Annotated in this window: 16 protein-coding genes and 1 pseudogene; 7 read left to right on the top strand and 10 right to left on the bottom strand. The window is 66.9% G+C overall.

What is annotated here, in order from left to right:
• Positions 1-50: 50 nt before the first annotated feature.
• On the top strand, positions 51-2,327 hold the full coding sequence (gene ppsA, locus QHF84_RS06920) for a phosphoenolpyruvate synthase (RefSeq protein WP_281312389.1): 2,277 nt from the start codon (positions 51-53) through the stop codon (positions 2,325-2,327).
• A 25-nt stretch (positions 2,328-2,352) separates the two neighbouring features.
• On the opposite strand, the gene QHF84_RS06915 is transcribed toward ppsA, so the two are convergent.
• From QHF84_RS06915 to QHF84_RS06895, 5 genes are all read right to left on the bottom strand, one after another.
• Entirely contained in the window at positions 2,353-3,012 is a 660-nt protein-coding gene (locus QHF84_RS06915; protein ID WP_281312388.1) for a hypothetical protein, read from the bottom strand.
• A 107-nt stretch (positions 3,013-3,119) separates the two neighbouring features.
• Complete coding sequence (locus tag QHF84_RS06910; protein WP_281312387.1) at positions 3,120-3,479, bottom strand: hypothetical protein; 360 nt, start codon at positions 3,477-3,479, stop codon at positions 3,120-3,122.
• 47 nt (positions 3,480-3,526) lie between these two features.
• Complete coding sequence (locus QHF84_RS06905) at positions 3,527-4,309, bottom strand: amino acid ABC transporter ATP-binding protein (RefSeq protein ID WP_281312386.1); 783 nt, start codon at positions 4,307-4,309, stop codon at positions 3,527-3,529.
• Positions 4,306-5,304 carry an amino acid ABC transporter permease gene (locus tag QHF84_RS06900; RefSeq protein ID WP_281312385.1) on the bottom strand — a complete coding sequence of 333 codons (999 nt, stop codon included), beginning with the start codon at positions 5,302-5,304 and terminating at the stop codon, positions 4,306-4,308. Before QHF84_RS06900 ends, QHF84_RS06905 begins: the two co-directional genes overlap by 4 nt.
• An 81-nt stretch (positions 5,305-5,385) precedes the next feature.
• Positions 5,386-6,264 carry a transporter substrate-binding domain-containing protein gene (locus QHF84_RS06895; RefSeq protein ID WP_281312384.1) on the bottom strand — a complete coding sequence of 293 codons (879 nt, stop codon included), beginning with the start codon at positions 6,262-6,264 and terminating at the stop codon, positions 5,386-5,388.
• Positions 6,265-6,492: 228 nt separating this feature from the next.
• Between QHF84_RS06895 and gcvPA the strand changes: the two genes are divergently transcribed.
• From gcvPA to prdB, 5 genes and pseudogenes are all read left to right on the top strand, one after another.
• Positions 6,493-7,860: an aminomethyl-transferring glycine dehydrogenase subunit GcvPA gene (gcvPA, locus tag QHF84_RS06890; protein WP_281312383.1), complete on the top strand. Its 1,368-nt coding sequence runs from the start codon at positions 6,493-6,495 to the stop codon at positions 7,858-7,860.
• Complete coding sequence (gene gcvPB / locus QHF84_RS06885) at positions 7,857-9,371, top strand: aminomethyl-transferring glycine dehydrogenase subunit GcvPB (RefSeq protein ID WP_281312382.1); 1,515 nt, start codon at positions 7,857-7,859, stop codon at positions 9,369-9,371. The genes gcvPA and gcvPB overlap by 4 nt, the downstream gene beginning before the upstream one ends.
• Positions 9,372-9,653: 282 nt before the next feature.
• Positions 9,654-11,009, top strand: coding sequence for an APC family permease (locus QHF84_RS06880; protein ID WP_281312786.1), 1,356 nt, complete (start codon positions 9,654-9,656; stop codon positions 11,007-11,009).
• 177 nt (positions 11,010-11,186) lie between these two features.
• Positions 11,187-12,761: pseudogene (gene prdA, locus QHF84_RS06875) on the top strand (D-proline reductase (dithiol) proprotein PrdA); the annotation flags it as partial.
• Between the two features lie 12 nt (positions 12,762-12,773).
• Positions 12,774-13,499, top strand: coding sequence for a D-proline reductase (dithiol) protein PrdB (gene prdB / locus QHF84_RS06870; protein ID WP_281312785.1), 726 nt, complete (start codon positions 12,774-12,776; stop codon positions 13,497-13,499).
• Positions 13,500-13,540: 41 nt separating this feature from the next.
• Here the strand turns inward: prdB and QHF84_RS06865 are convergent, their stop codons facing one another.
• The 3 genes from QHF84_RS06865 to QHF84_RS06855 all read right to left on the bottom strand — a co-directional run bounded on the left by QHF84_RS06865 (position 13,541) and on the right by QHF84_RS06855 (position 17,003).
• Positions 13,541-14,554 carry a proline racemase family protein gene (locus QHF84_RS06865; protein ID WP_281312381.1) on the bottom strand — a complete coding sequence of 338 codons (1,014 nt, stop codon included), beginning with the start codon at positions 14,552-14,554 and terminating at the stop codon, positions 13,541-13,543.
• Between the two features lie 113 nt (positions 14,555-14,667).
• Entirely contained in the window at positions 14,668-15,798 is a 1,131-nt protein-coding gene (locus tag QHF84_RS06860) for a YbdK family carboxylate-amine ligase (protein WP_281312380.1), read from the bottom strand.
• Entirely contained in the window at positions 15,795-17,003 is a 1,209-nt protein-coding gene (locus tag QHF84_RS06855) for a M20 family metallopeptidase (RefSeq protein ID WP_281312379.1), read from the bottom strand. The genes QHF84_RS06860 and QHF84_RS06855 overlap by 4 nt, the downstream gene beginning before the upstream one ends.
• 194 nt (positions 17,004-17,197) lie before the next feature.
• Here QHF84_RS06855 and QHF84_RS06850 point away from each other — a divergent pair, with 194 nt between their 5' ends.
• Positions 17,198-18,922, top strand: coding sequence for a pyridoxal-dependent decarboxylase (locus QHF84_RS06850; protein WP_281312378.1), 1,725 nt, complete (start codon positions 17,198-17,200; stop codon positions 18,920-18,922).
• Between the two features lie 30 nt (positions 18,923-18,952).
• Here QHF84_RS06850 and QHF84_RS06845 read toward each other — a convergent pair whose 3' ends face one another.
• Both QHF84_RS06845 and QHF84_RS06840 read right to left on the bottom strand, forming a co-directional pair.
• Entirely contained in the window at positions 18,953-19,708 is a 756-nt protein-coding gene (locus tag QHF84_RS06845; protein ID WP_281312377.1) for a hypothetical protein, read from the bottom strand.
• A gap of 163 nt (positions 19,709-19,871) precedes the next feature.
• A complete protein-coding gene (locus tag QHF84_RS06840) occupies positions 19,872-22,949 on the bottom strand; it encodes a kelch repeat-containing protein (RefSeq protein WP_281312376.1) in 3,078 nt (1,025 codons plus the stop codon).
• Between the last annotated feature and the right edge of the window lies 1 nt (position 22,950).

Genomic DNA, 22,950 nt, shown 5'->3' with positions numbered 1-22,950 from the left:
GAATTTTGCCGGTACGCTGGCAAGCGCCGCGAGCCGAGGGGGAGGTGACCATGGTCGCGCACGTGATCTGGTTCGAAAAACTGTCGCGCGCGGATATCGCGTCGGCGGGTGGAAAAGGGGCAAACCTGGGTGAGCTCACGCGCGCGGGTCTGCCTGTGCCCCCCGGGTTCGTCATTACCGCGGACGCGTTCCTCTCCTCGATGGAGGCCGCTGGTGTACGGCACGAGCTCGCCGAGCATATGGCAGCGCTCGACCCGGACGACGTGGTCGACCTGCGCGCGAAGAGCGCCGAGATGAGGCGCCTCGTCCGCGCAGCACCGATCCCGACCGATATCGAGGCGGAGATCGTCGAGGCCTACCAAAAGCTCGGTCCCTCCCCCGCTGTTGCGGTGCGCTCGTCCGCCACCGCGGAGGACACAGCCACGACCTCGTTTGCCGGAATGCACGAGACGTACACGCACGTCGTCGGGCCGCAGGCGCTGCTCGAACGCGTGCGCGATTGCTGGGCATCCGCGTACGGCGAGCGCGTGGTCGCATATCGGAAGAGCGAGCAACTCCGCGACGAGCCCGCCTTGGCGGTCGTCGTGCAGCGAATGGTGAGCTCCGATCGCTCGGGCGTGATCTTCACCGCGGACCCGGCGACGGCGGATACCTCGCGCATCGTCATCGAGGCGGCATTTGGGCTCGGAGAAGTCGTGGTCGGTGGTCAGGTCGAGCCGGACACGTACACCGTCTCGAAGCGCGGTCCCCGGCTGCTCGAGACCCGCGTGGGACACAAGGCGTTCAAGGTGATCCGTGGCCCCGACGGTGCGGAGCGACGCGTGGAGCTGTCGGAGGAGGAGGGCGGGCGCAGAGTGCTCCGCGACGAGGAAATCCTCGCGCTCGTGCGCCTGGCCGTCCACGTCGAGGAGCATTACGGCTCCCCGCAGGACATCGAATGGGCCGAGGAAGGCGGCGCTTTCTATCTGGTCCAGAGCCGGCCCATCACGACGCTCGGTGCACCGCCGGAGCGAGGAGCGGTCCTCGTCTCCGGCCTCGGCGCCTCGCCGGGCATTGCGTCGGGTCGGGTGCGCGTACTGCGCTCGCCGGGCGAGGGGCAGAGGCTCGAGGCGGGCGAGGTGCTCGTGGCGCCGATGACGTCGCCCGATTGGGTGCCTACGATTCGACGCGCGGCGGCGCTCGTGACGGACAGCGGCGGAATGACCTGCCATGCCGCAATCGTCAGCCGCGAGCTGCGTATCCCATGCGTGGTCGGCGCACGCTCGGCGACCCGCCTGCTCCGGGACGGCGAGCTCGTCACCGTCGACGGGGCGCGCGGCCAGGTGCTCGCGGGCGCCGCCCCCGCGGTCGAAAAGCCCAGGACGGCCCCCCCAGGGCCCGGGACGGCCCCTTCCGCGGGGCAATCGGGCACGCCTTCGCCCGCTGTTCTCGGCACGCGCCTTTACGTCAACCTGGCGATTGCGGACCGCGCCGAAGAGGTCGCCGCGCTGCCGGTGGACGGCGTGGGGCTGCTCCGGGCCGAATTCATGCTGCTCGATGCGCTCGCCGGGGTGCACCCGAAGGAGCTCGTCGCGTCCGGCGGCCGCGACGACTTCATCCAGCGCATGTCGGCGTCCCTGCTCCGCATCACCCGCGCCTTTCACCCCCGACCGGTCGTTTATCGGACGTACGATTTCAGGACCAACGAGTTCCGCGGGCTGAAAGGGGGCGAGCGGTTCGAGCCCATCGAGGAGAATCCGATGATCGGATATCGCGGCTGCTATCGCTATGTGCGAGAGCCCGAGCTGTTCACCCTCGAGCTCGAGGTGCTCGCCCGGGTTCGTGAGGAGACGCCGAATTTGCACCTGATGATCCCGTTCGTGCGGACGCGCTGGGAGCTCGAAGCGTGCCTCGAGATGGTCGATCGAAGCGCACTCGGCCGCCAGCGCGGTCTTTGGCGATGGGTCATGGCCGAGGTCCCCTCGGCGGCATACTGGATCCCTACGTATGCGCGCATGGGCATCGACGGTGTCTCCATCGGTTCGAATGACCTGACCCAGCTCATGCTGGGCGTGGATCGCGATTCGGGGTTGTGCGCCGAGCTCTTCGACGAATCGGACGCGGCCGTGCTCGACGCGATAAAGCGGATCGTCCGCGCGTGCCAGAAGGCCGGCATCACCTCCTCGCTTTGCGGCCAGGCGCCGTCGAATCGGCCCGAGTTCGCCGAGCACCTGGTGCGGCTCGGCATCACATCGATCTCGGTCAACCCCGATGCAGAGCCGGCTGCACGCCGGGCGATTGCCGCGGCCGAGCGGCGCCTGCTGCTCGAGGCGGCGCGACGACCGTGAAGGACGCCGGCCCGGCGCGGCGGGATCAGGGCGCCGGGACCGGGTGGTTTTTCCGGACCTCCACGTGCCCGCGCTCCAGGAACGCGGTCACGACGTCCGCGTGCGCCTGGATCAACGCGACGACCTGCGGGTCCGTCGACGTCTCCACCACACGCACGCCCTTCGGCGTGGGCTCGATCGTCAGCTTCACCTTTTCGGCATTCGCAAATGTTGCCGCGAAGAGCGGATCGCGCACGTGGAGCGGCCGCTTCTCCTGCAGGCGCAGGTGCATCGCTTCCACGTGCTCGCGAATCCCCTGTGCCACGGCAGGATCGTCGGACTCCGTGACCGTGGCGACGCCGTCGGGCAGCCGGGTCACTTGCCGCTGAATGACTTCACGGTTCGCGAGCAGGAAGTGGAATACAGCTCGGTCGTCCGAAAGGGCCGCCCCCGCGGGCGAGCCGTGCCCCTCGTGACCCGCCAGGCCGCCGCGCCCGCGGCCGTCGTGTTCGCCGCCGCATTGCATGCAGCCACCCTGCATACTGCCACCCTGCATACCGCTTTCGCCGTGTTTGCCGCCGCATTGCATGCAAGCGCAGCCTCCCCCTTCGTGCGAGGCCGCCTGCGTGCTCGGAGAGGCTGCGCTCGCGCCGCACCCGAGCTGGGCCAGAACGAATGCTGCCCCGAGGACATGCCACCACATCATCGCTCCGCTCCCTTTGTCGCTTCGCCGGTTCGCCCGCCGAGTGATGTCCGCATTCAGCAAACCCCGTACCAACGCATGGGATCAGGTGTTCATCGCTTTCGCTCGTTTCACGGGCGCTCGACCTTGGCCTGCGCGGCGTCGAGCTTCCTGTCGAGATAACGGCCCAGTGCTTCGGTCAAGACCACGGCGGTGATCGCATTGGAAAAAACGCCAACACCCGGGACGAAGCCAAGGAGCAGATTCGCCACGAGGCGTGCGCCCGCACCGCCCCAGATGAGCCCCGAGAGCCGTCCCCACGGCGCCTTCCAAAGGCGAAGCCCACGTTTCCGCGTAAAGGAGGCCGCGTACCAGTAGTGAACGGGGACCACGAGGAGCTCGTCCGCCGCAGGGATTGGCTGCGTCACATGGCTGAGGACGCCGCAGACGACATCGACGTTGGTCGTGAGGCGGCGCGTCTCGGGAGTCACGGGGCTCGAATGGGGCTGCCTTCCGCCGATCGACAGCCGTCACGGCGTCAGAGCACCGAAGAGAGAAACCGCCGCGTCCGCTCGTCCTGGGGATTGTCGAAGACGGCTTTCGGCTCACCCTGCTCCACGATGACGCCCTCGTCCATGAACACGAGGTGGGTCCCGACCTCCCGCGCGAACCCCATTTCGTGGGTCACCACGACCATGGTCGTCCCCTCCGATGCGAGCCGCTGCATCACGGCGAGCACCTCGGCCACCAGCTTGGGATCGAGCGCCGAGGTGACCTCGTCGAACAGAATCAGGTCCGGGCGCATGGCCAGGGCTCGTGCGATCGCCACCCGCTGCTGCTGGCCCCCGGAGAGCTGCCCTGGATGGCTATGGGCCTTCTGGCCGAGCCCCACGTGCTCGAGCTCCGCCATGGCCCGCTCCCTCGCCTGGTCCCTGGGCATGTGCAGCACCTTTTCCAGGGCAAGGGTGATGTTCCCCAACGCGGTCTTGTGAGGAAAGAGGTTGAATGCCTGGAATACGATTCCCATGTGCGTTCGCACATCATTTAGGTTCACGCGAACGTCGGTGATGTCACGGCCCTTGAACCAGACGTGCCCGGACGTCGGCTCTTCGAGCATGTCGATGCAGCGCAGCAGCGTGGATTTGCCCGAGCCAGAGGTGCCAATCACCACCAAGACATGGCCGGGCGAAAGGTCGAGGTCGATTCCCTTGAGCACGTGCAGATTGCCAAACCATTTGTGGATCGCCGTGAGCCGGATGAGCGGCACGCCCGCCGGGACCGGCCCCGCCGGCCAGACAAGGGCATTCGCCGCGCGGCTCATACCCCGGCCCCCACGAGATCGCTCCGCAGCCGCTTCTCGACCCAGGTCACCAGCCTGATCAGGGGCAGCGTGACAACGAGATAGCCGAGCCCGGAGGCCACATAAAATGTCGCGTTGAAGAACTGCGAGTAGCCTTGCGAGCCGACGGTGAACAGGTCGCGCTGCGCGTACGAGAGTCCCAGAAAAGCAATGAGCGAGGTGTCTTTGATCAAGATGACGAACTCGTTCATGAGGGGCGGGATGACCCGCCGCACGGCCTGGGGCACGATGACGTACCGCATCGACTGCATGTAGCCGAGTCCCAGCCCTCGGGCCGCCTCCATCTGGCTGCGCTCGATCGACTGGATACCAGCCCGGAACACCTCCGCGGAGTATGCGCCGGTGTTGAGGGAGAAGGCCAGAATGGCGGCGGTGTAAGCCGACATGTTCACGCCGAGCCCGAGGGCCAGGCCGAAATAGATCAGAGAAAGCTGGAGCAGGAGCGGCGTTCCTCGAAAGAGGTTGATGTACACGCGCACCGGGGCCCGTACGGCCGCTCGTTTTGAAATCGTGAACACCGAGAGGACAAGGCCGAGGATCACCCCGAAGAACTCGCCCGCGCCGGCCAGGACGAGCGTGTTTCTGGCTCCGTTCAGGAAGGCCCCGTATTGCGGTACGATCTGCTCGAAGCTCAGGAAGTTCCTGGCAAACCTCTCCATGTCGCCCTGGATGAACCAGAGCAGGGCAAGGCCGCAAATGGCGGCCTGAAGGCCCAGCACCGCCCCGGCGATCGCCTCCTCGCGTGATACCCTGGTCGGCATGCGCCGGTAGGTCCCGAAGCCGAGCGCCGCAGCGCCCGCGCCGAGCAGGCCCCCGGACACGAGAATCGTGAAGAGCTCGCGCGATTGCAGCGCCGCCGCGATCCGGTCCTCGCGGCGGATCCCGTATTTGGCGAACACGAACGTGATGCCCCCGAGCACAACCGCGAGCGCGAGCCCCCCGACGGCGGCGCTCACCACCCCGAGGGGCCGGCTCTTCTCGCGGAGCGCGGCGATCTCTCGAATCGGATGCGGCGCAGGTATCCGGTTCATGCGCACTCAACCGCCCGCCTTCACCGTCAACGACTGCAGGGCCGAATAATAGGGCTTCGTGAACGATACGATCTTCTGCCGGGCCTTCACCGTGGCGTACGAGGGAGAGCCCTCCGGGGCGTACGCGGTCACGGCCGCAGCGACCGCGTCGAACCTGCCCGCCGAGAGGCTCGTGAAAATGGTGTCGAAGTTCGAGTTGATCCACTTCGGGGTAAGACAGAGCTCCTTTGCGATGGCTTCCATGATTTCGACATCGAATCCCGTCGTTTCGCCGCTCTCGGTGAGGAACTCGAAGGGTGGATAGGGGATGTCCGATCCGATCGTCAGCGTCCTCGGCTCTACCGTCGACAGCGCGGGGCAGGCGGAGAAGGGCACGGCCGTCGCCTCCTCCACATGAGGCGGGAGCGGCTGGCTGGGGAAATACTTGGTGAAGATCGCCTTGTAGGTGCCGTCGGCAAAGAGGTTGTCGAGCGCCTGGTCGATGCCCTGGAGGAGCGCGGTGTTTTCCTTGTTGACGGCGAATGCGTACTTATCGCCATTGTCGATCCGCTGGACGATCTTCAGATCGGGCTTCCTCTCGACCACGTCTTCGGAGATTGGAAGGTCGTTGACGATGGCCTGGATTTGCCCCGCTTCGAGCGCGTTGTACATGTCGGGGGCCTTGATGAAGGTCACGATCTGGACGCCCCTCGGCGCGAGCGTGTTCTCCGCATAAAAAGCGCCGGTCGTGCCCCGCTGCACGCCAACCCTCGCCCCAGGCATGAGGTCGCTCACGCTCGTGATCGGATGGGTGGGGGGCGAGGGCGGAGCCCGCTTGTCGCACGCTGCAGCGGCCAACACCGTCGCGGCGAGTAATGCCGGCGTCCAGGCGAATCGCTTCTGCATCCTTGTCCTCTCTCCACACGAACCGGGCACGAACCGGACCAGACGCCGGACCCATCCGTTTCCCCCTCGGGGCGTTCGACCGGAGTGAGCTTCAAGGGCCCTCGACCCCTGAGCGGTCGAGCCGCGGCGCGCCGCATCGCCGAGGCCCAGGTCGTGATCTTGCGGTCCGCGGAGGCTCGCCCCAGCTTCCTTCGAGCCTCAAGGCGTCATTCTCTGGAGTTCGTCACGATGGAGAATCACCCCGAGCCGCTCATCTGTGGCTACAACGTCCACCGGCAGGCCGACCGAAAGGCCATGCTGGAGGCCCTCGGGCTCACGAGCATCGCGGAGCTCTTCTCCCCCATTCCCCAGGACGTGCGACTCGGCAGGGAGCTTCGCCTGCCTGCTCCCCACAGTGAATGGGCACTCGGCAGGCATTTGCGGGAGCTTGCGGGAAGGAACGCATCGACCCGGAGCCACCTGAGCTTCCTTGGCGGCGGGGTGTACGAGCACCATATCCCCGCGGTCGTCGACAGCCTCACCTCCAGCGAGGAGCTGCTCACGGCCTATACCCCGTACCAGCCGGAGCTGAGCCAGGGCCTGCTCCAGATCCTCTTCGAATACCAGCGCATGCTCTCGCTGCTCACGGGTCTGCGGGTCGTCAATTCCTCGCTCTACGATGGCGCCACGGCAATGGCCGAGGCAGCCTGGATGGCCTGCGCAGCCACGGGCCGGCGGCGGGTGCTCGCCTCCTCGCGTATCTGGTCCGAATGGAAGGCGGTCCTCGAGCTCTACATGCGCGGGCGCGGAGTCGAGGCAGCCTACGTCGCCGCGGATCCCGTCTCGGGCCGGCTCGATCTGCGCTCGCTCCAGGAGTCGTTCGCCCGTCCCGCAGCCACCTTCATCCTGCAGACCCCCAATTCCCTCGGCATTCTGGAGGACATCCCGGCCGCGGCGGCCCTCTGCCGGCAGCACGAGGCCCTCCTCAATGTCTCGTGTTACCCGATGATGCTGGCGCTCCTGAAGCCACCGGGCGAGCTCGGAGCGGATATCGTGACGTGCGAGGGCCAGCCTCTCGGCCTGCCGCTGTCGGCCGGAGGTCCCTCGCTCGGGGTGCTCGCCTGCACGAAGCGCCTGCGCGAATTCATGCCGGGGCGCCTCGTCGGGGAGGTGCGGGACATTCATGGCAAGCCAGCCCTCGCGCTCATCATGCAGCAGCGCGAGCAGCAGGTGAGCCGTGAGAAGGCGACGAGCAACATCTGCTCGAACCAGGCGCACCAGGCGATGCGCGCCGCCATCTACCTGGCGGCCCTCGGCGAGCGGGGCTTCCGGGAGCTCGCCGCGCAATGCGCCGCCAAGGCCCGTTACTTTCGCGAGAAGCTGCTCACCATTGCCGGCGTCGAGCCTGCGGCGACCGGCCCGTTCTTCAACGAATTCGCGCTCCGGCTCCCCTGCCCCGTGCCGGTGTTCCTGGAGCGGATGCTGGAGCGGCGCGTTTTCGCCGGATTGGAGGTGGATGGTAACCTCCTCGTCGCGGTCACCGAGGTGAGAGCACGCGCCGAGCTGGACGAGGCCGCTGACCTGTTCGCGGAAACGATCGGAGTGCTGAAGCAATGAAGCAGACGATCTTCGACATCTCGCGCCCTGGAGTGAGCGGGGCGGGCCTGCGGGATCCCGACTTCGGGGAGCTCGATCCCTCACAGTGGTTCGACGCGGCGTCGCTCCGGACCGAGCCCATCGGGCTGCCCGAGGTGAGCGAGATCGAGCTCGTCCGCCATTACACCGCGCTCGGCCACCGCGCCTATGGCGTAGACGATGGCAGCTATCCGCTCGGGAGCTGCACGATGAAGTACAATCCCAAGCGCCACGAGCCCCTGGCGAAACTGGATGGTTTCGCCCATGCTCACCCGAGGCAACCCGAGAGCACGCTGTCCGGCCTGTGGGAGCTGCTCTTCCACCTCGCCGAATACTTTGCAGAGCTTTCGGGGATGGACTGCTTCACTCTGCAGCCCGCGGCCGGAGCCCACGGCGAGCTCACGGGGCTCATGATCGTCCGCGCCTGGTTCGAATCCCGGGGCATGAAGCGGGACGTGGTCCTCATTCAGGACTCGGCCCATGGCACCAATCCCGCGTCCGCATCCATGGCGGGTTATCGCTGCAAGATGATCCGGACCACCCCGGAGGGATGGACCGACCTCGACGCGCTCGAGGCCGCGCTCGACGACTCGGTCGCAGCGGTGATGCTGACCAACCCCTCGACCTTCGGCCTCTTCGAGAAGAACACTCGGGAGATCGCGGAGCGCGTCCACGAAAATGGCTCGCTCCTCTTCTACGATGGCGCCAACATGAACTCGCTGATGGGGATCGTCCGGCCCGGCGACATGGGATTCGACGTCCTCCAGCTCAACACCCACAAGACGTTTTCGACCCCGCACCTGTCTGGAGGAGCGGGCTCGGGGCCGTGCGGCGTCAAGGCGTTTCTGGAACCCTTCCTGCCGATTCCAGTGATCCGCCGGGATGCGCGCGGATACTTTCCGGATGAAGACCGGCCGCAATCGATCGGCCGGATGAAGTCGTTCCACGGCCACGTCAGCGTCTTGATCCGGGCCTATTGTTACATCCTGACCTGTGGTCCCCAGGGACTGCGCACGGCGTCGGAGAACGCCGTACTCAATGCGAACTACGTCCAGGCCCGCTTGTCACCCTACCTGCCCCCGGTCTTCGGCAGCCGGTGCATGCACGAATGCCTGCTGAGCACTGCGCAACTTCGAGTGAGCGCGTTCGACTTCGCCAAGCGGCTCATCGACCACGGGATGCATCCCCCGACGCTGGTGGGAGCCGGCTGCGTGTACTTTCCCGGCCATCTGCGCGACGCGATGCTGATCGAGCCGACGGAGACGGAGACGCGGGAGTCTTTGGATCGGATGATCGAGAAATTTCTTTGTGTCGCGCGCGAGGCCCTGGAGGATCCGGAGCTCGTCCGGACGGCGCCCCATACCCGCGAGGTCGGGAAGATTCTTCCGCCGGGCTCCCACGGCCCACCGCGGGCGCACGAGCAGAAGCGTCGAGCGCCGGAGACTTGGCCAGGAGAAGGCCAACATGATCATCCAGAGCTTCCTCAGCGATGACATACCGGCCGAGGTGCCCCATGTGCGATGGGGGCTCCATCAGGGCCATGGATGCGCAACCTGCGAGGCGAACTTCCCGAGCTCTGCCGCATTCTGGCCCTGAAAGTGCTGCGCCCAGGACGCATGGGCTCCCCATTGCGGTGTGCAGATGCGCGCCACGTCTCGTTCGACATGCTATCCCTGCATCTGGACCGGGCTGCGTTCTGTTCGTGCCACTGCGTGGACGTACGGAGGGGAAAACCCGCGTGACGCTCACCGGCCCGGACATCCGAAGGAGCTGCTCTGACCACGTCACCCGACCAAGAACCGCAGGGGCTCAGGCGCGCGCTCGGGCTCACCTCCATCACCATCTTCGGTATCGGTGACATCCTGGGCACCGGCGTTTACGGGCTCGTCGGCCGCATCGCCGGTATGACCGGCACCGCAGCCTGGGTGTCGTGCGTCATTGCTGGAATCACCGCGGGCCTCACCGGTCTCACCTACGCCGAGCTCACCTCGCGTTATCCCAAGGCCGGCGGCGCCGCCCATTTTTGTCACATGATACACCGCAACACGTTCGTGACATTTCTCGTGATCTTCTTCGTGGGGCTCTCGGGAGTCTTTTCGGCGGCGACCGGCGCTCGTATCATCGGTAATTATGCGCTGGCATTGCTCCCCGGCGCCCCGCCCATGGCGCGAGATTATCTTGTTCCGTTCGTATTCGTGTTCCTGCTCGGCGCCATCGCCATGCGCGGGATCGTGCTGTCATCCGCCGCCAATACCATCTGCACCATCATCGAATTCTCTGGGCTTCTCTTCATCATCATCGTCGGCGCGCGGTTCCTCGGGTCCGTGAGCTACCTCGATTTCGCCGCGGCCGCAGCGCCATACCAGGACAAGCCCGCCGAATTGCTCGCCGTGTCGGGGGCATCCTTGGCGTTCTACGCCTTCATCGGATTCGAGGATCTCGCCAACCTCAGCGAGGAAGTCATCCATCCCGAGCGCAACGTCCCCCTCGGCATCGGTCTGGCCGTCGTCGGCACGACCCTGATTTACTGTCTCGTCGCGCTGGTGGCCGTGTCCGTGATGGCACCGGCAGCCCTCGCCGAATCCCAGTCACCCCTGATCGACGTCGTGCGCAAAGCCGCCCCCGGATTCCCGCTGTGGATTTACACCGTGGTTCCGGTGTTCGCCGCATTCAACACTGCGCTGCTCAATCTGCTGATGACGTCGCGCCTCCTCTATGGCATGTCACGGAAAGGGGCGAGATTCCTGCCGGCGCTCTTTTCGTACGTACATCCCACATGGCGCACGCCCATCGTCGGCGTGGGGGTCGCGGTCACGGTCGTCATCGTCTTGCTACTGTGTTTCCGCGACATCAAGACCCTGGCTTCCGGCACGTCGACGTTTCTGCTCGTGGTGTTCATTCTGTTGCACCTCGCGTTGATTCGCATCAAACGCAATCCTGCCGCTGCGCCCGCTGCCTTTCCCGTGCCGCTGGCCATTCCCGTACTCGGATTCTTGTCTTGCGCAGGCCTGCTCATGAGACAGGAAGCGACCGCACTGCACGCCGCGGCCACGCTCGGGTTCGTCGCGCTCATCGTCTACGCCGTACAGCGCATCATCCGCGGCAAGGTCGATATCCATCCGGTGGACTGAAGATTGGAGGCGCCAAAGAAGAAGGGCGGGCGGCCTCCGCCGCGGCATGAGTGGTGACGAGCCACGGTGCGGCCTTACACACATGGCCTGGGCGTTCGACACGCACACGGCGGGGAGCCCAGCATGGCTGTCGGCGCGTGTTCGGCCAATGATACCCGAAAAAGAAGAGAATGGCGGATGTCCATTTCCATGAAAACCGCGAACCTCCACAGGAACGCCCCTGCCGTCCTCTGCTGCCGGACGCCGAAGGGAGCGGTCATCGGCGCCGTGCACCTGGAGGATCCCGCCATGTTCCCCGAGCTCGCAGGCTCGGGCCTCCTTTCGATTCCCGCGGGCGCGCTGACGATCGGCCAGGTCCTCGGCGCGACCCTCAAGGAGACCACGGACGCCCTCACGCCGCTGACCCCGGCCCTCCTCGAAGACGCCCCCGCCTCCGCCGTGTGTCACGCGGAGCCCCTCGAGCCCGCCGCGCAGCCGGAGCAGGTCCTGCGCACGCTCAGGCACAGGATATACGACGTCCGCCAGGTAGAGATTGCGGACAAGACCTCCTTCGAGGACGGCAAGCTGACGATCCGCGAATCGCTCCGCGAGGAGTCGTCGATGGCCGATCCCCTCGTCAAGAAGGTGGAGATCGATGTCATCCTGCCCGACAGGCGTCACATCTTCACCAATACCATCATGGATGTCATTCCGGTCGCCACGAAGGTGGAGGGCAAGCTTGGCGAGGGCGTGACGAACGTGATGGAAGGCCTGGTGTTCATTCTCACGGGCGTGGACGAAAATGGCATGCAGCTACACGAGTTCGGCTCCTGCGAAGGGTATCTGGACGAAAGGGTTTGCTTTGGCCGCCCGGGGTGCCCGGACATCGGCGATCTCATGGTGCGCGTCAACGTCGTCCTCCAGGCCGGCACCGGTATGGAGCGCCGCGGCCCTCGGGCAGCGCACGAGGCGTGCGACGTCATCATGCAAGAGATCCGCGAATCACTCAAAAAGGCCTCCGCGAGCGGCTGCATGGGCGTGAAGACGCATCACGACCGGAAGAAGTCCGGCAGGCCGCGCGTCGTCCTCGTCAAGGAAATCATGGGCCAGGGCGCAATGCACGAGAAATTGCTGTTGCCCGCCGAGCCCGCGGGCGCCCGGGGGGGCCGCCGGGATGTCGATCTCGGCAACGTGCCGGTCGTGCTCTCCCCCAACGAGGTGCGCGACGGCGGCATCCACGCGCTGACCTGCGTCGGCCCCGCGACCAAAGAAACCACGCGCCACTATTTTCGCGAGCCGCTGCTGCGCCTGATGGCGGAGGATGACGGCATCGACCTCGTGGGTGTCATTTTCATTGGCAGCCCGCAGGTCGACGATGAAAAGACGTTCGTTTCGGCGCGGCTCGGCGCCCTCGTGGAGGCGCTCGACGTGGACGGCGCGATCATCACGACCGAGGGCTTCGGCAACAACCATATCGATTTCGCCGAAAGCATCGGGCAAATCGGCACGCGCGGAATCAGCGTGGTCGGTGCATCGTTCTCTGCCCATCAGGGCCAGCTCGTCGTCGGCAATCGATACATGGACGCGATGATCGAGCTCAACAAGAACCCGGAGGGCCGCGAGAGCGAAATCCTCGGCGAATGCACCTTGTGCCCCGAGGACGCGCAGCGGGCCCTGCTCATGCTCGAGACGAAGATGGCGGGTATCCCGATCGAGCCTGCCAACCCCAGGTGGACCCAGGCGGTCATCGACGCAAACCAGAGGCTCGTCGACCGACGAGAAGCCATGAAGCCCACGATAGCGACAGGACTGAGGAGCGAAATTTACGTTCCCATCACGCCGCCTGCGGTCTGGACTCCTCTGGCGAAGCCGCTTTCCGCGTGCGTCGTGGCGCTCTGCACGGCGGGCGGCGTCCATCTGAAATCCCAGAAGCCGTTCGTCCTGTCCGGCGATCCCACGTTTCGTGAAATCCCGAGAACGACACCGTCATCCGAGCTGATGGTCAGCCATGGCGGATTCGACAACAGCGACGTCAACCGGGACATCAACGCAATGTTCCCGATCGACCGCCTGCGCGAGCTCGAGGCCGAGGGCTTCATCGGCAAGGTCGCCCCGATGCTGATCGGGTTCATGGGGGGCGGCGGTGACGTGGACCGATTCCGTGACGAGGGCGGACCCGCCATCGCAAAGATCCTGAAGGACGAGGGCGTGGACGTCGCGGTCTTCACCGGCGGCTGCGGCACCTGCCACCGCTCGGCGGTCATCGTACAGCGCGCCGTGGAGGCCGCTGGCATGTCCACGATTCTCATCGCCGCGCTGCCTCCGATTGCCAGGCAGCAGGGCGCACCCCGCATCACCGCGCCTCATGTCCCCATCGGCTCGAACGCCGGCGAGCCTCGCAACGTGGAGATGCAAACGGCCATTCTCAAAGATACACTGCGCGCCCTCGAGGAGATGACCCAATTCGGGCAAATGAAGGTGCTGCCGTACGAGTACCGGCACGACGTGTGAGCCCGTGCGCTCGCTTAGGCCATTCGCCACCATTGTGACGTTCATCGCACGACGACGAACCCGTATTTGAGAGGATCCTCCGGATCGACCACGAACTGCTGGATGCCAGTCACGTAAGCCTTTCCGACGAGGATCGGCCGGACCGCGCGGAAGCCGCCCACCTGGACCTCTCCGGAAAGCCTTCCCTTGAAGCGAGTGCCGATGATGCCTTCGTCGACGAGCTCGACCCCCAGCGGCAACTCCCCGCGATCATGGAGGGTGGCCATGAGCGCCGAGAGCCCGGTGCCGCACGGACAACGATCCAGTTGACCTCGTCCGAAGACGACCATACTCCTGGAGAATGGAGTGGTCGGCCCGGGTCGTTCGTAGATTTCGGTCAGCTCGACGCGGTCGATGTCCGGCTTCGCTGGGTGCTGGACCTTCAATTTCTGGTTGATCGCGTCCTTCACCATCACCCCGAGCTCGATGAGCCGAGGTATGTCGTCGCGGAGGATCGACATGCCGAGCTTGCTCGCGTCGACCATGGCAAAAAAGTTCCCCCCGAAGGAGACGTCGACATCGATGACGCCCACGCCGGGCAAGGTGAGCTCCACCTGCCTTTCGTAGACGAACGATGCGACATTGGCGACGGCGACCTCGACCACGCGCCCCGCCTCGACCCTGGCGTGACCTGCGACCACGCCAGCAGGCGTGTCGAAAATCACCACGGTCTCCGGCTCCGTGGCCGCGATCATGCCCAGCTCGATGAGGACCGTAGCAACGCCGATCACGCCGTGGCCACACATGTCGAGGTAGCCCGCGTGGTCCATGAACAAGAGGCCGTAATGGCTGTGCTCGCCAATCGGCGGCGTGAGGATGGCCCCGAACATGTCGCGATGCCCCCTGGGTTCACGCATGAGCAGCGTGCGGAAGTGGTCCAGGTGCTCGTTCATGTGCCGCTTCCTCGCGGCCATCGTGCCCCCGGGGAGATGCGGCAGGCCACTCAGGACGATCCGGGTGGGCTCTCCTCCCGTGTGCGAATCGATCGCCGATATCACGTGTGAAAATCTCGCCATTCGTCGGCACCTCGATGCCTCCACTTCTTGCAAGAGCCGGGCGACCCTTCCAGAGATCGCTTCTCGGGCTCGCTCGGAACTTCCACGAATGCGGGCGGTGCGGAGCCGAGGATTTACCCCCCCGCGTGACACGCGAGGTCCACGATGAGCTCGTCCGCGAGCGCTCGCGTGACGGCCTTCATCGATCCGGTCCGCCGAAGTAGTTCGAGCTGCCGCGCGCTCGAATTGCCCCGGGAGAGGAAGCCCTCGGCGTGCGCGAGATGCGCCGCCTCGCCCAGGGCACGCGCCTGGTGCGAGACGATCGCGAACAGATCCTCGGCGACCCCGCGGAGGGGTCGCGAATGGCCCTCCACGTCCACGATGAGCTCGGCCTCGAGCCCGTCCCGGCAGGCGCGATGGCAATTCTCCTTTTCGATCCACCAGGGGACGGCCCGCGGCAGCCGCGGATCCGGCGGGCCGTCGGCCATCAGGGCCACGACCAACGAATGCACGAGCGCGCCGAGCGAGAGCGCGTCCGCGACGGTGGGCTGCGCATCCATGATACGCACCTCGAGCGTGCCGAGATCGGGCCGCAGGCGCAGGTCCCAGTGCATGTCCCGGTACGATTCGAACATCGCGGCCCGCTCGGCGACGTCCACGAAATGCAAGAACGTCGCCCAGTCGTCGAATGCGGGGGCAATCCCGGCGCTCCGCGTGGGCGCGAGCAGGCAGCGCCGGAACGCGGCGAACGAGGTCTCCCTGCCGCGATACGCGGGCGACGAGGCCGAGAGCGCGAGCAGGACGGGCAAGACGGGGCGGATCCGAGCCATCACGCGTATCGCGACCTCCCCCGAGGGCATGCCCACGTGGACATGCAGCGCATAGACGATCTGCGTATTCGCCAGATACCCGTTCGTGCGCTGCATGGCGAGATACCGCGGCAGCGGCGTGAGGGGGGCGAGCCGCTCGCAGAAGGGGTGCGTCCCCGCGCCGACGAGGGCCATGCCGAGCTGCGACGCGGCATTCGAAACACGGGAAACTCTATCGACCAAGGCGCCGCGAAGGAGCGCCGTGGACGCCATCGGGTCCGTGACGACCTCCACGCAGGGCTCGATGGCTTCGGGTTTGACGAGGGGATCGGGAGGGAGGAGCCCGAGCAGCGGGAGGATACCATCGTGCAGATCGAGCGTCTCTCGATGGACGAGCTGCCATTCGAGCTCGATGCCGACGGTGGGAGGGCTCGGGTGGAAATCGCGGGTCATCATGAGCGCCTTGGCAAGGCGCGTTGCGCCTCCCGCACGACCTCGGCGAAGTAGGACGCGCCGAGCGGCAAGACGTCTTCGTCCACGGTGAAGGCGGGGCTGTGCAAGGGGACATAGTCCCAGCCCTCCCTGCGAGCGCCCAGGCGGACGAAACAGCCGGGCGTCTCGTGCAGGTAATAGGCAAAATCCTCCGAGCCCATGCTGGGGTGCTCCTGGGGCAACACGTCGCGCACGCCGAAGACGCGCTCGGCGGCACGGCGGCAGATCGAAGCCTCGCGCGCCGTGTTCACCACGGGAGGGTATCCCTCGACGAGCTCGACGACGACGGCGGCGCCGTGCAATGCGCCGGCGGCGTCGGCCATGCGGCGAATGCCGCGGAGAACGCGATCTCGAGCCGCCTCGACGGTCGTGCGGATGCTCCCTTCGAGCACCGCCTCCTCGGCAATGACGTTCGCCGCTGTCCCCGCCTGCACGCGGCCGATGGTGACCACCGTGGGGTGAATCGGATCGGATTCGCGCGAGACCAGGGTTTGCAGCGCCGAGATCAAGAATCCCGCGACGATGATCGCATCCACGGCCTCGTGCGGGCGCGCGCCGTGCCCGCCCTTGCCGCGCACCCGTAGGACGAACCGGTCCGACTGCGCCGTGACGACGCCCTCGGTGACCATGATCTGCCCGGTGAGGTAATGGTGGGTGACGTGGCCGCCGAAAATGGCGGAGACCCCGGCGAGCACGCCAGCCTGCATCATGACGCGCGCCCCGCCGCCGTGCTCCTCGGCGGGTTGAAAGACGAGCACCACGTCTCCCGCGGGCCTCTCGCCTCGCGAGAGCAACCGCGCCGCCCCGAGCACCATGGCCATGTGCGCGTCGTGGCCGCAAGCGTGCACGCGCCCCGGGTGCTGCGAGGCGAAAGGCAGCCCCGTGGATTCCTCGCCCGGCAATCCATCCATCTCCGCGCGGAGCGCAATGACGGGGGCCGCCGGGTCTCGTCCCTCGATCCGGCCGACCACGCCCATGCCGCGCCCCCCGTAGCTCGCGGCGATTCCGTGGCGGACGAGCTCCCGCCGGATGAAATCAGCCGTCTTCTCCTCCAAGAAGGCAAGCTCGGGAATGCGGTGCAGGCCGCGCCGGAGGGCGACGAGATCGTCGAGGAAAACCTGTGTGTCCGGGATGCCCATCAGGCCCGCCCCCGCTGGCTCGGTATGCACCCTGCGCGCCCAAGAGGCCACGTAGAGCCGGACTTCGTGAAGGGAAGCGGTGGCCCCCGATGTCCCGAGGTCACGCCCGCGGACGTCCTCTCGGGTGCTCGATCCGTCGCTCGACCTCGAATACAGCGGCGCTTGACCTGGGGGCAGAGGACCCAAGAGGTAGCTCACACGCCGCGGTGGAGGAGGGACAGGACGTGAATACCAAAGAACAAGGGGCGACACGAACGCGTGCAGGCGACGGGAAGCCGTGCACCGAATACACGCCCGTGGCCGGCCTCGATTGCGAGCTCTTTCGCTTGCGCACGGAGGCCCTCTCACCCGAGCAGCGCGCGGCGGCGATGGACGCGCTATGGCATTACGAGTCCCAGCAGACGGACTTCTTGCTCGGATACCAGTGCAACCAGCGACTCGAATACTCGGAGAACCTGGCCCGATATCTCGATCGGCACGTCAACAACGTCGGCGATCCGTTCCAGAGCGGATCCGCCACCTTCAACACCAAATGGGTCGAGCGCGCCGTGCTCGACTACTTCGCCTCGCTCTGGCACGCAAAACTCCCGCACGATCCCGACGATTGCGAATCGTACTGGGGCTACGTGCTCACCATGGGCTCGACCGAAGGGAACCTCTACGGGTTATGGAATGCAAGGGACTACCTGGCCGGGAGGTTCCTCCTCATCGATCCCGAGTCGGCGGAGGAGGCGAGGGAAGCGGCCTCGAGCAGGGGCAAGCGCGTCGTGCCGCCGCGCCTCGTCTATCAGCAGGCGCCTGCACCCGAGAGCCAGCCGAACGCCCGTGTCCCCGTCGCGTTCTATTCGCAAGACACGCATTACTCCATCATCAAGGCGATGCGGGTGCTCGACATCCGCACGTTCTACGAGATCGGCACCGAGCGCTATCCACGCGACAACCCGCTTTCGCCTGGCAATGCATGGCCGCACGAGGTGCCCTCGATCGGCGGGACAAACGGAATCGGGGTGATCGACATCGATGCGCTGGCCACGCTCGTGGAGTTCTTCGCCTCGAAGGGCCACCCGATCCTCGTCAATTTCAACTACGGCACGACATTCAAGGGGGCCTACGACGACGTGGAGGCGGCCGGGGCCGCGCTCCTGCCCATCCTGCGCCGCTACGGCCTCGACGAGCGGAAGGTCCATTATGATCCGGGAGACCCGCGGAAGCACGACGTCCGTATGGGTTACTGGTTCCACGTCGATGGCGCGCTGGGCGCCGCGTACATGCCCTTCCTGGAGATGGCCCACGCAGCGGGGCGGCTCGCGAGGCGTGGGCCAAACTTCGATTTCCGCCTCCCGTTCGTGAGCTCCCTGGTGATGAGCGGACACAAATGGATCGGCGCTCCTTTTCCTTGTGGTGTGTACATGACGCGGACGAAGCTCTTGCTCCGGCCGCCCACCCGGCCCGAGTACATCGGCTCCCCCGACACCACGTTCGCCGGATCTCGCAATGGGCTGTCCGCCCTCGTCCTCTGGGAACACCTTGCCATGCGCTCCTACCAGGATCAGATCGAGAAGGCGCTCTACACGGAGGAGCTTTCGGCGTACGCCGAGCGAAGGTTGCGTGAGCTCGGCCATCGGCTCGGGCGCGACCTGTGGGTAGAGCGAGCCCCGCTCTCGCTCACCATCCGCTTCCGGGCCGTGAACCCCGCGCTGGCCTTCAAGTACACGCTGGCGGGCGAGACGCTCTACGTGGAGGGGGAAAAACGACAATATCATCACGTGTACATGATGGAGCACGTCACGCGCGAGCGAATCGACGCATTCATCGACGACCTCGCGGCGCCCGGCGCGTTCCCGGCGCAGGAGGTCACGCCCACCGCGCCGCCCCATGAGATGCACATTGCTGGGCGCGAGGGCCGGCTCGTGCACGTGCCGCATACGGGGCGCGGCTTCCGCGGGTGATAGACCCCCGGGACCCAGGTGTGCCGCTGTTCAGGTCGGAATGCTCGCCGGTTCACCACCGAAGCGAGCGCGCAGTCGTGCATGGCGGTGGGCAAATACCCGCCCGACGAGCAGCCGAGATGGCAGCCCGAGATGGCTCCAGCGGGGTGTGAAGCGCAGGCGGTCGATCAGTCGGGTTCGGGCGGCTCCGGGGCCTACGGGGTCGAGGGTGCGCTCGTGCACCCAGGCGAGCTGCGTCCACATGGAGGACGTCTCGAGAAAGCAGCGGCCGGATTCGAGGCGCGACAGGCATAAATCGTCATACTCGACGGGCAGGACGCCGCCGAGGAGGAGCCAGCTCCGGAAGAGTGGTTTTCCAAGCGGTACACCTTCGTCGAGCCGGTTCGAGGCACCGGGAGTGGTACTCATCTTCAACCACGGGCCGAGTTCGTCATTGACGCCCTCGAAGGTGGCGACCCGCTCCCAGAGCGGCGTAGGCGACACGTCGAGATCGGAGGCCACGGCGACCTCGAAGGTGGGGCAAAAGCCAGGGACGGGCAGGAGGTACTCCGGCTCGATACGCAGATCATTGCCGGTGCCGCCAAAGCGGGAATCGACCTCGGAGCTGACATCCAGCACCCATTGGCCATCGCGGGTCTTCTCGACGAGCGGAAAGGTGCGGGCGAGGCAAAATCGCAGGATGTCCTGAGACGCGGCAGGGAGGCGGTCGGCCCACGGGGGCAGGACGGCGAGGAGGGCCCAGCCGGAGGGATGGAGGGTCGGGGGGGTGTGCTGGAGGAGGGGCATGGAGCTCGATGCGTTAGGCTACAGTGCCCGACGAAGGATAGCAGGTTTCGTGGCCGGGGTGCGGTTGTCCGATGCTCGGTTCGTCGAGGCGCGGATCGAATGCGATCCAGAAGCCGTGGCTCGAGTGGCACGAGCAATGGGATGAGCCCGCATAGGGGGCGCGTCAGGGCAGAGGAGAAAACAACTCGGCAGACCACTGGACCTGGCCGAATCCGCCGACGACGAGCAGCCGGTCGTCTTCGAGCAAGGTGGTCGTGTGCCAGTAGCGCGCCACGACCATGGAGGGCAGGACGCTCCACGTATTGTGGGCCGGGTCGTAGACTTCGGCGCCGCGCTGGATGCCCGTGTAATTATCGTAGCCGCCGGACACCAGCACCTTGCCCGAGGGCAAGAGCGTCGCCGTGTGGCGACCGCGGGGCTGATTCATGGCCGCGACCGGAGACCAGAGCCCTGTCGCAGGATCGTAAAGCTCGGCCTTCGTCGCGGGAACGCCGTCGACACCCCCGCCGGTCACCAGCACCTTGCCCGAACGGAGCTGCGTGGCCGTATGGGCCGTGCGAGCCGTGGACATGGCGTTCACGGTCGTCCACGCGCCCGTGGCCGGATCGTAAAGCTCGGCCGAGGCAAGCCGGGTCGAATTCGCCTCCCCGCCGGTGACCAGCACCTTGCCAGAAGCAAGGAGAGTGGCCGTGTGGCGCTGGCGCGCCGTGCCCAAGGAGCTGGCGGCTGTCCACGTGCCCGTGATCGGATTGTAGATCTCGGCCGAGGTCAGCGACGTACCTCCGTACTCTTGGGTTGTTCCACCCGTCACCAGCACGCGGCCGTCCTGCAGCAGGGTGGCCGTGTGATGAAAACGTGGCGTGGCCAGAGGGCCCGTCACCGACCAGGTGCCGGTGTCCGGATCATAAAGCACAGCCGATTTGCCAGTGCCGCCTGCGCCGGCGAGAAGCACCTTGCCCGAAGGGAGGAGCACCATCGTGGCCCCGCGATAGCTGCTCGGAGCATCCGCGGTTTTGCTCCAGGTATTCGTGGCCGGATTGTACAGCTCGGCCGGGGGATTGTAGCCCCCGACGACCAGGACCTGGCCATTGCGCAGCCGAATCGCCGCGTGCTGGAGCCGGTCGAACAAGAGGCGCGCGGTCTGGACCCAGCCCATGACGTGACCGCGGAGCCTGAGGCCCGGACCGGTGACACGGCCACGGCCCTCCACGATGAGGTCGTAGCTCTCCTCGAACGGCCCCGGCTCGGCGGGGACGCGGATCTCGAACTGGAGCGTGCCGACCTGCCCGGGGCCAACGGTCGATTCGGCAGGGCCGCACGGACGCGAGGTGCTGAGCCAGCTCGGCGCGGCGAGGCGGCCCGGGTGATCCGGAGGATCGGCCGTGGCGAGGCGGAGCGCGCCGGGCTCCGCTTGCTGGAAGCCCTCGAGGCCGATGTTGTGGATGCGCCAGCGCACGACCGCTGTCTGGCCGGGGAGCAGGAGGCCGAGGTTCACCGGCTCGGCGCTGCTCGCGCCGCTCGTCACGCGAAGGTCGACGACATTGTAAGCGAGCGGGTGCGACGGCGCCTGCCAGGGCTCGGCAGAATCGAACACGAGGCCGCTCGAGGCCATGCCCCGGCCGGCGCGCTTGCGCACGGCGGACCACAGGTGCGTCGACCCGTCGATCCAGCGCGCGTACTGCCAGGTTCGGGTCAGGCGCACGCCCTCGGCGGGGACTTCCTCCTCGGGCACGAGGAGCTCACGTCCCGGATCGAGCAAACGGCCACGCGGCAGGAGCGGCACGGGCGGCCCCGCCTCGGTGGTGCGCTCGAGCGCCGCGACACGCAGGACGGTCGTGCCCGGCGCGGCCTCCTCGGGGACGAGCGGGATCCAGTGCTCCGGCACCTCGGAGGCCAGCCGATAGACGAGCGGCGCGATCTGCACGGGCGAGCCCGCATGAGACGCCGCGTCCCCCTGCAGCCGGCGCTGCTCGTGCCATGCCTCGACGCGGTTGACGCGCGTGCCCGCGGCGCCCTCGACGGTGCGCTCGATGGCCCACGCCACGTTGGCGTCCTCGTCCCGCAGGAGCACGACCTCCTCCAGCGGTTCGCTCTCCAGGCTCGTCGTCAGGGCCGGCGGAAGGAACAGGCGGTTCAAGCGGTCGCCCGCCGCGGCCGCGCCCAGGCCGACGGCCGTGAGCTCGTACATCGCCCAGTCGGGCGTGGTCGCTCGTCCGATGAGCCACGTGTCGCCGAACGTGTCACCGACCACCAGCGAGCGGACATGGGTCAGCGTCCCGACGTCTAGTTCGAGCGGGATGACATACCAGTCGTTGCCGTAGATCGTGGCGAAATCCAGCACGAGCATGCGCGCGAGGTCCGAGGGGGCCGCGTCGATGCTGCCCAGGTCCACGCGGCTGTCCTCCAGCTCCCAGAACCGAGCCGCCGGCATGCCCGGGTAACTCGCGCGGACAGGCAGGGTCGTGGCGACGACGCTGGACGGGGTCCCGGTGACAGGCAGCGCCGCTTCGGTGTCGTGGATGAAGGAATGCCAGTCGAGTGCGCCGCCCTGGTGGTTCGCCGCCTTGAGCACGACCGTCGCGCCCGCGGACTGGGCCGCGACCTCGAAGTGGTACTCGAACTGCTCGCGATGCAACGCCGTCTCGCCGGCGGGCGCGACCCGCACCAGGTCGTCGAACCAGGCCAGATAGCGGTTGGCAGCGGCCTGGACACGCGCCACGTCCGCCGGCGCGATCTCGACCCCCGCCGGAAGGCCGGTCCGCAGCGCGGCCGCGAGCGCCAAACCATCCGGGGCGCGGCGGCCCATGACGGCGAGGTAGCGCCGGCTCGCGGCGTCGATCTCCCCGGCGGGCATCGCGAGGGGAAACGCTTGCCGGAACGCATCCCGGTAGGCGCCGGCTCCCTCGATGTCGAGCTGGCGCAGGAAGTGGAGCCCGGCCTCGGCGGCGGTCCGGCGGTCCACGGCGCCCACCGCGTCGTGCTCGACCTCCACCTCGAGCGGCATCGCGGCGTTGTACGCGCGAGCTTTCCCGCGCGGCGCTCGCACCGCGCCGAGCGGCGCCGCCTCCGCGCGCAGGCGCGCCCAGACGGGCGATCCGGCGTCCTCTCCCTGAAACTCGCCCACCTGCCACTGCCGACCGAGCAGCCACAGGGGGTCGTAGACGCGGGCCTCCAGGCCAGGGCGCATGTCGCCGCTGCGAGCGCGCGGCTCGAGACGGGTCCAGGTGGTGATCGAAGGCATG

This window comes from Polyangium sp. y55x31, from assembly GCF_029946505.1.
GTDB lineage: Bacteria > Myxococcota_A > Polyangia > Polyangiales > Polyangiaceae > Polyangium.
The sequence above is the reverse complement of the archived record's forward strand: the minus strand, read 5'-3'. Positions and strand labels throughout refer to the sequence as shown.

Coding starts and splice junctions, on each gene's coding strand:
- QHF84_RS06905 (WP_281312386.1), bottom strand. CDS start 4,309: ATGAGCCGCGCGGCGAATGCCCTTGTCTGGCCGGCGGGGCCGGTCCCG.
- gcvPA (WP_281312383.1), top strand. CDS start 6,493: ATGGAGAATCACCCCGAGCCGCTCATCTGTGGCTACAACGTCCACCGG.
- gcvPB (WP_281312382.1), top strand. CDS start 7,857: ATGAAGCAGACGATCTTCGACATCTCGCGCCCTGGAGTGAGCGGGGCG.
- QHF84_RS06840 (WP_281312376.1), bottom strand. CDS start 22,949: ATGCCTTCGATCACCACCTGGACCCGTCTCGAGCCGCGCGCTCGCAGC.
- QHF84_RS06915 (WP_281312388.1), bottom strand. CDS start 3,012: ATGATGTGGTGGCATGTCCTCGGGGCAGCATTCGTTCTGGCCCAGCTC.
- QHF84_RS06845 (WP_281312377.1), bottom strand. CDS start 19,708: ATGCCCCTCCTCCAGCACACCCCCCCGACCCTCCATCCCTCCGGCTGG.
- QHF84_RS06865 (WP_281312381.1), bottom strand. CDS start 14,554: ATGGCGAGATTTTCACACGTGATATCGGCGATCGATTCGCACACGGGA.
- ppsA (WP_281312389.1), top strand. CDS start 51: ATGGTCGCGCACGTGATCTGGTTCGAAAAACTGTCGCGCGCGGATATC.
- prdB (WP_281312785.1), top strand. CDS start 12,774: ATGAAGCCCACGATAGCGACAGGACTGAGGAGCGAAATTTACGTTCCC.
- QHF84_RS06860 (WP_281312380.1), bottom strand. CDS start 15,798: ATGATGACCCGCGATTTCCACCCGAGCCCTCCCACCGTCGGCATCGAG.
- QHF84_RS06895 (WP_281312384.1), bottom strand. CDS start 6,264: ATGCAGAAGCGATTCGCCTGGACGCCGGCATTACTCGCCGCGACGGTG.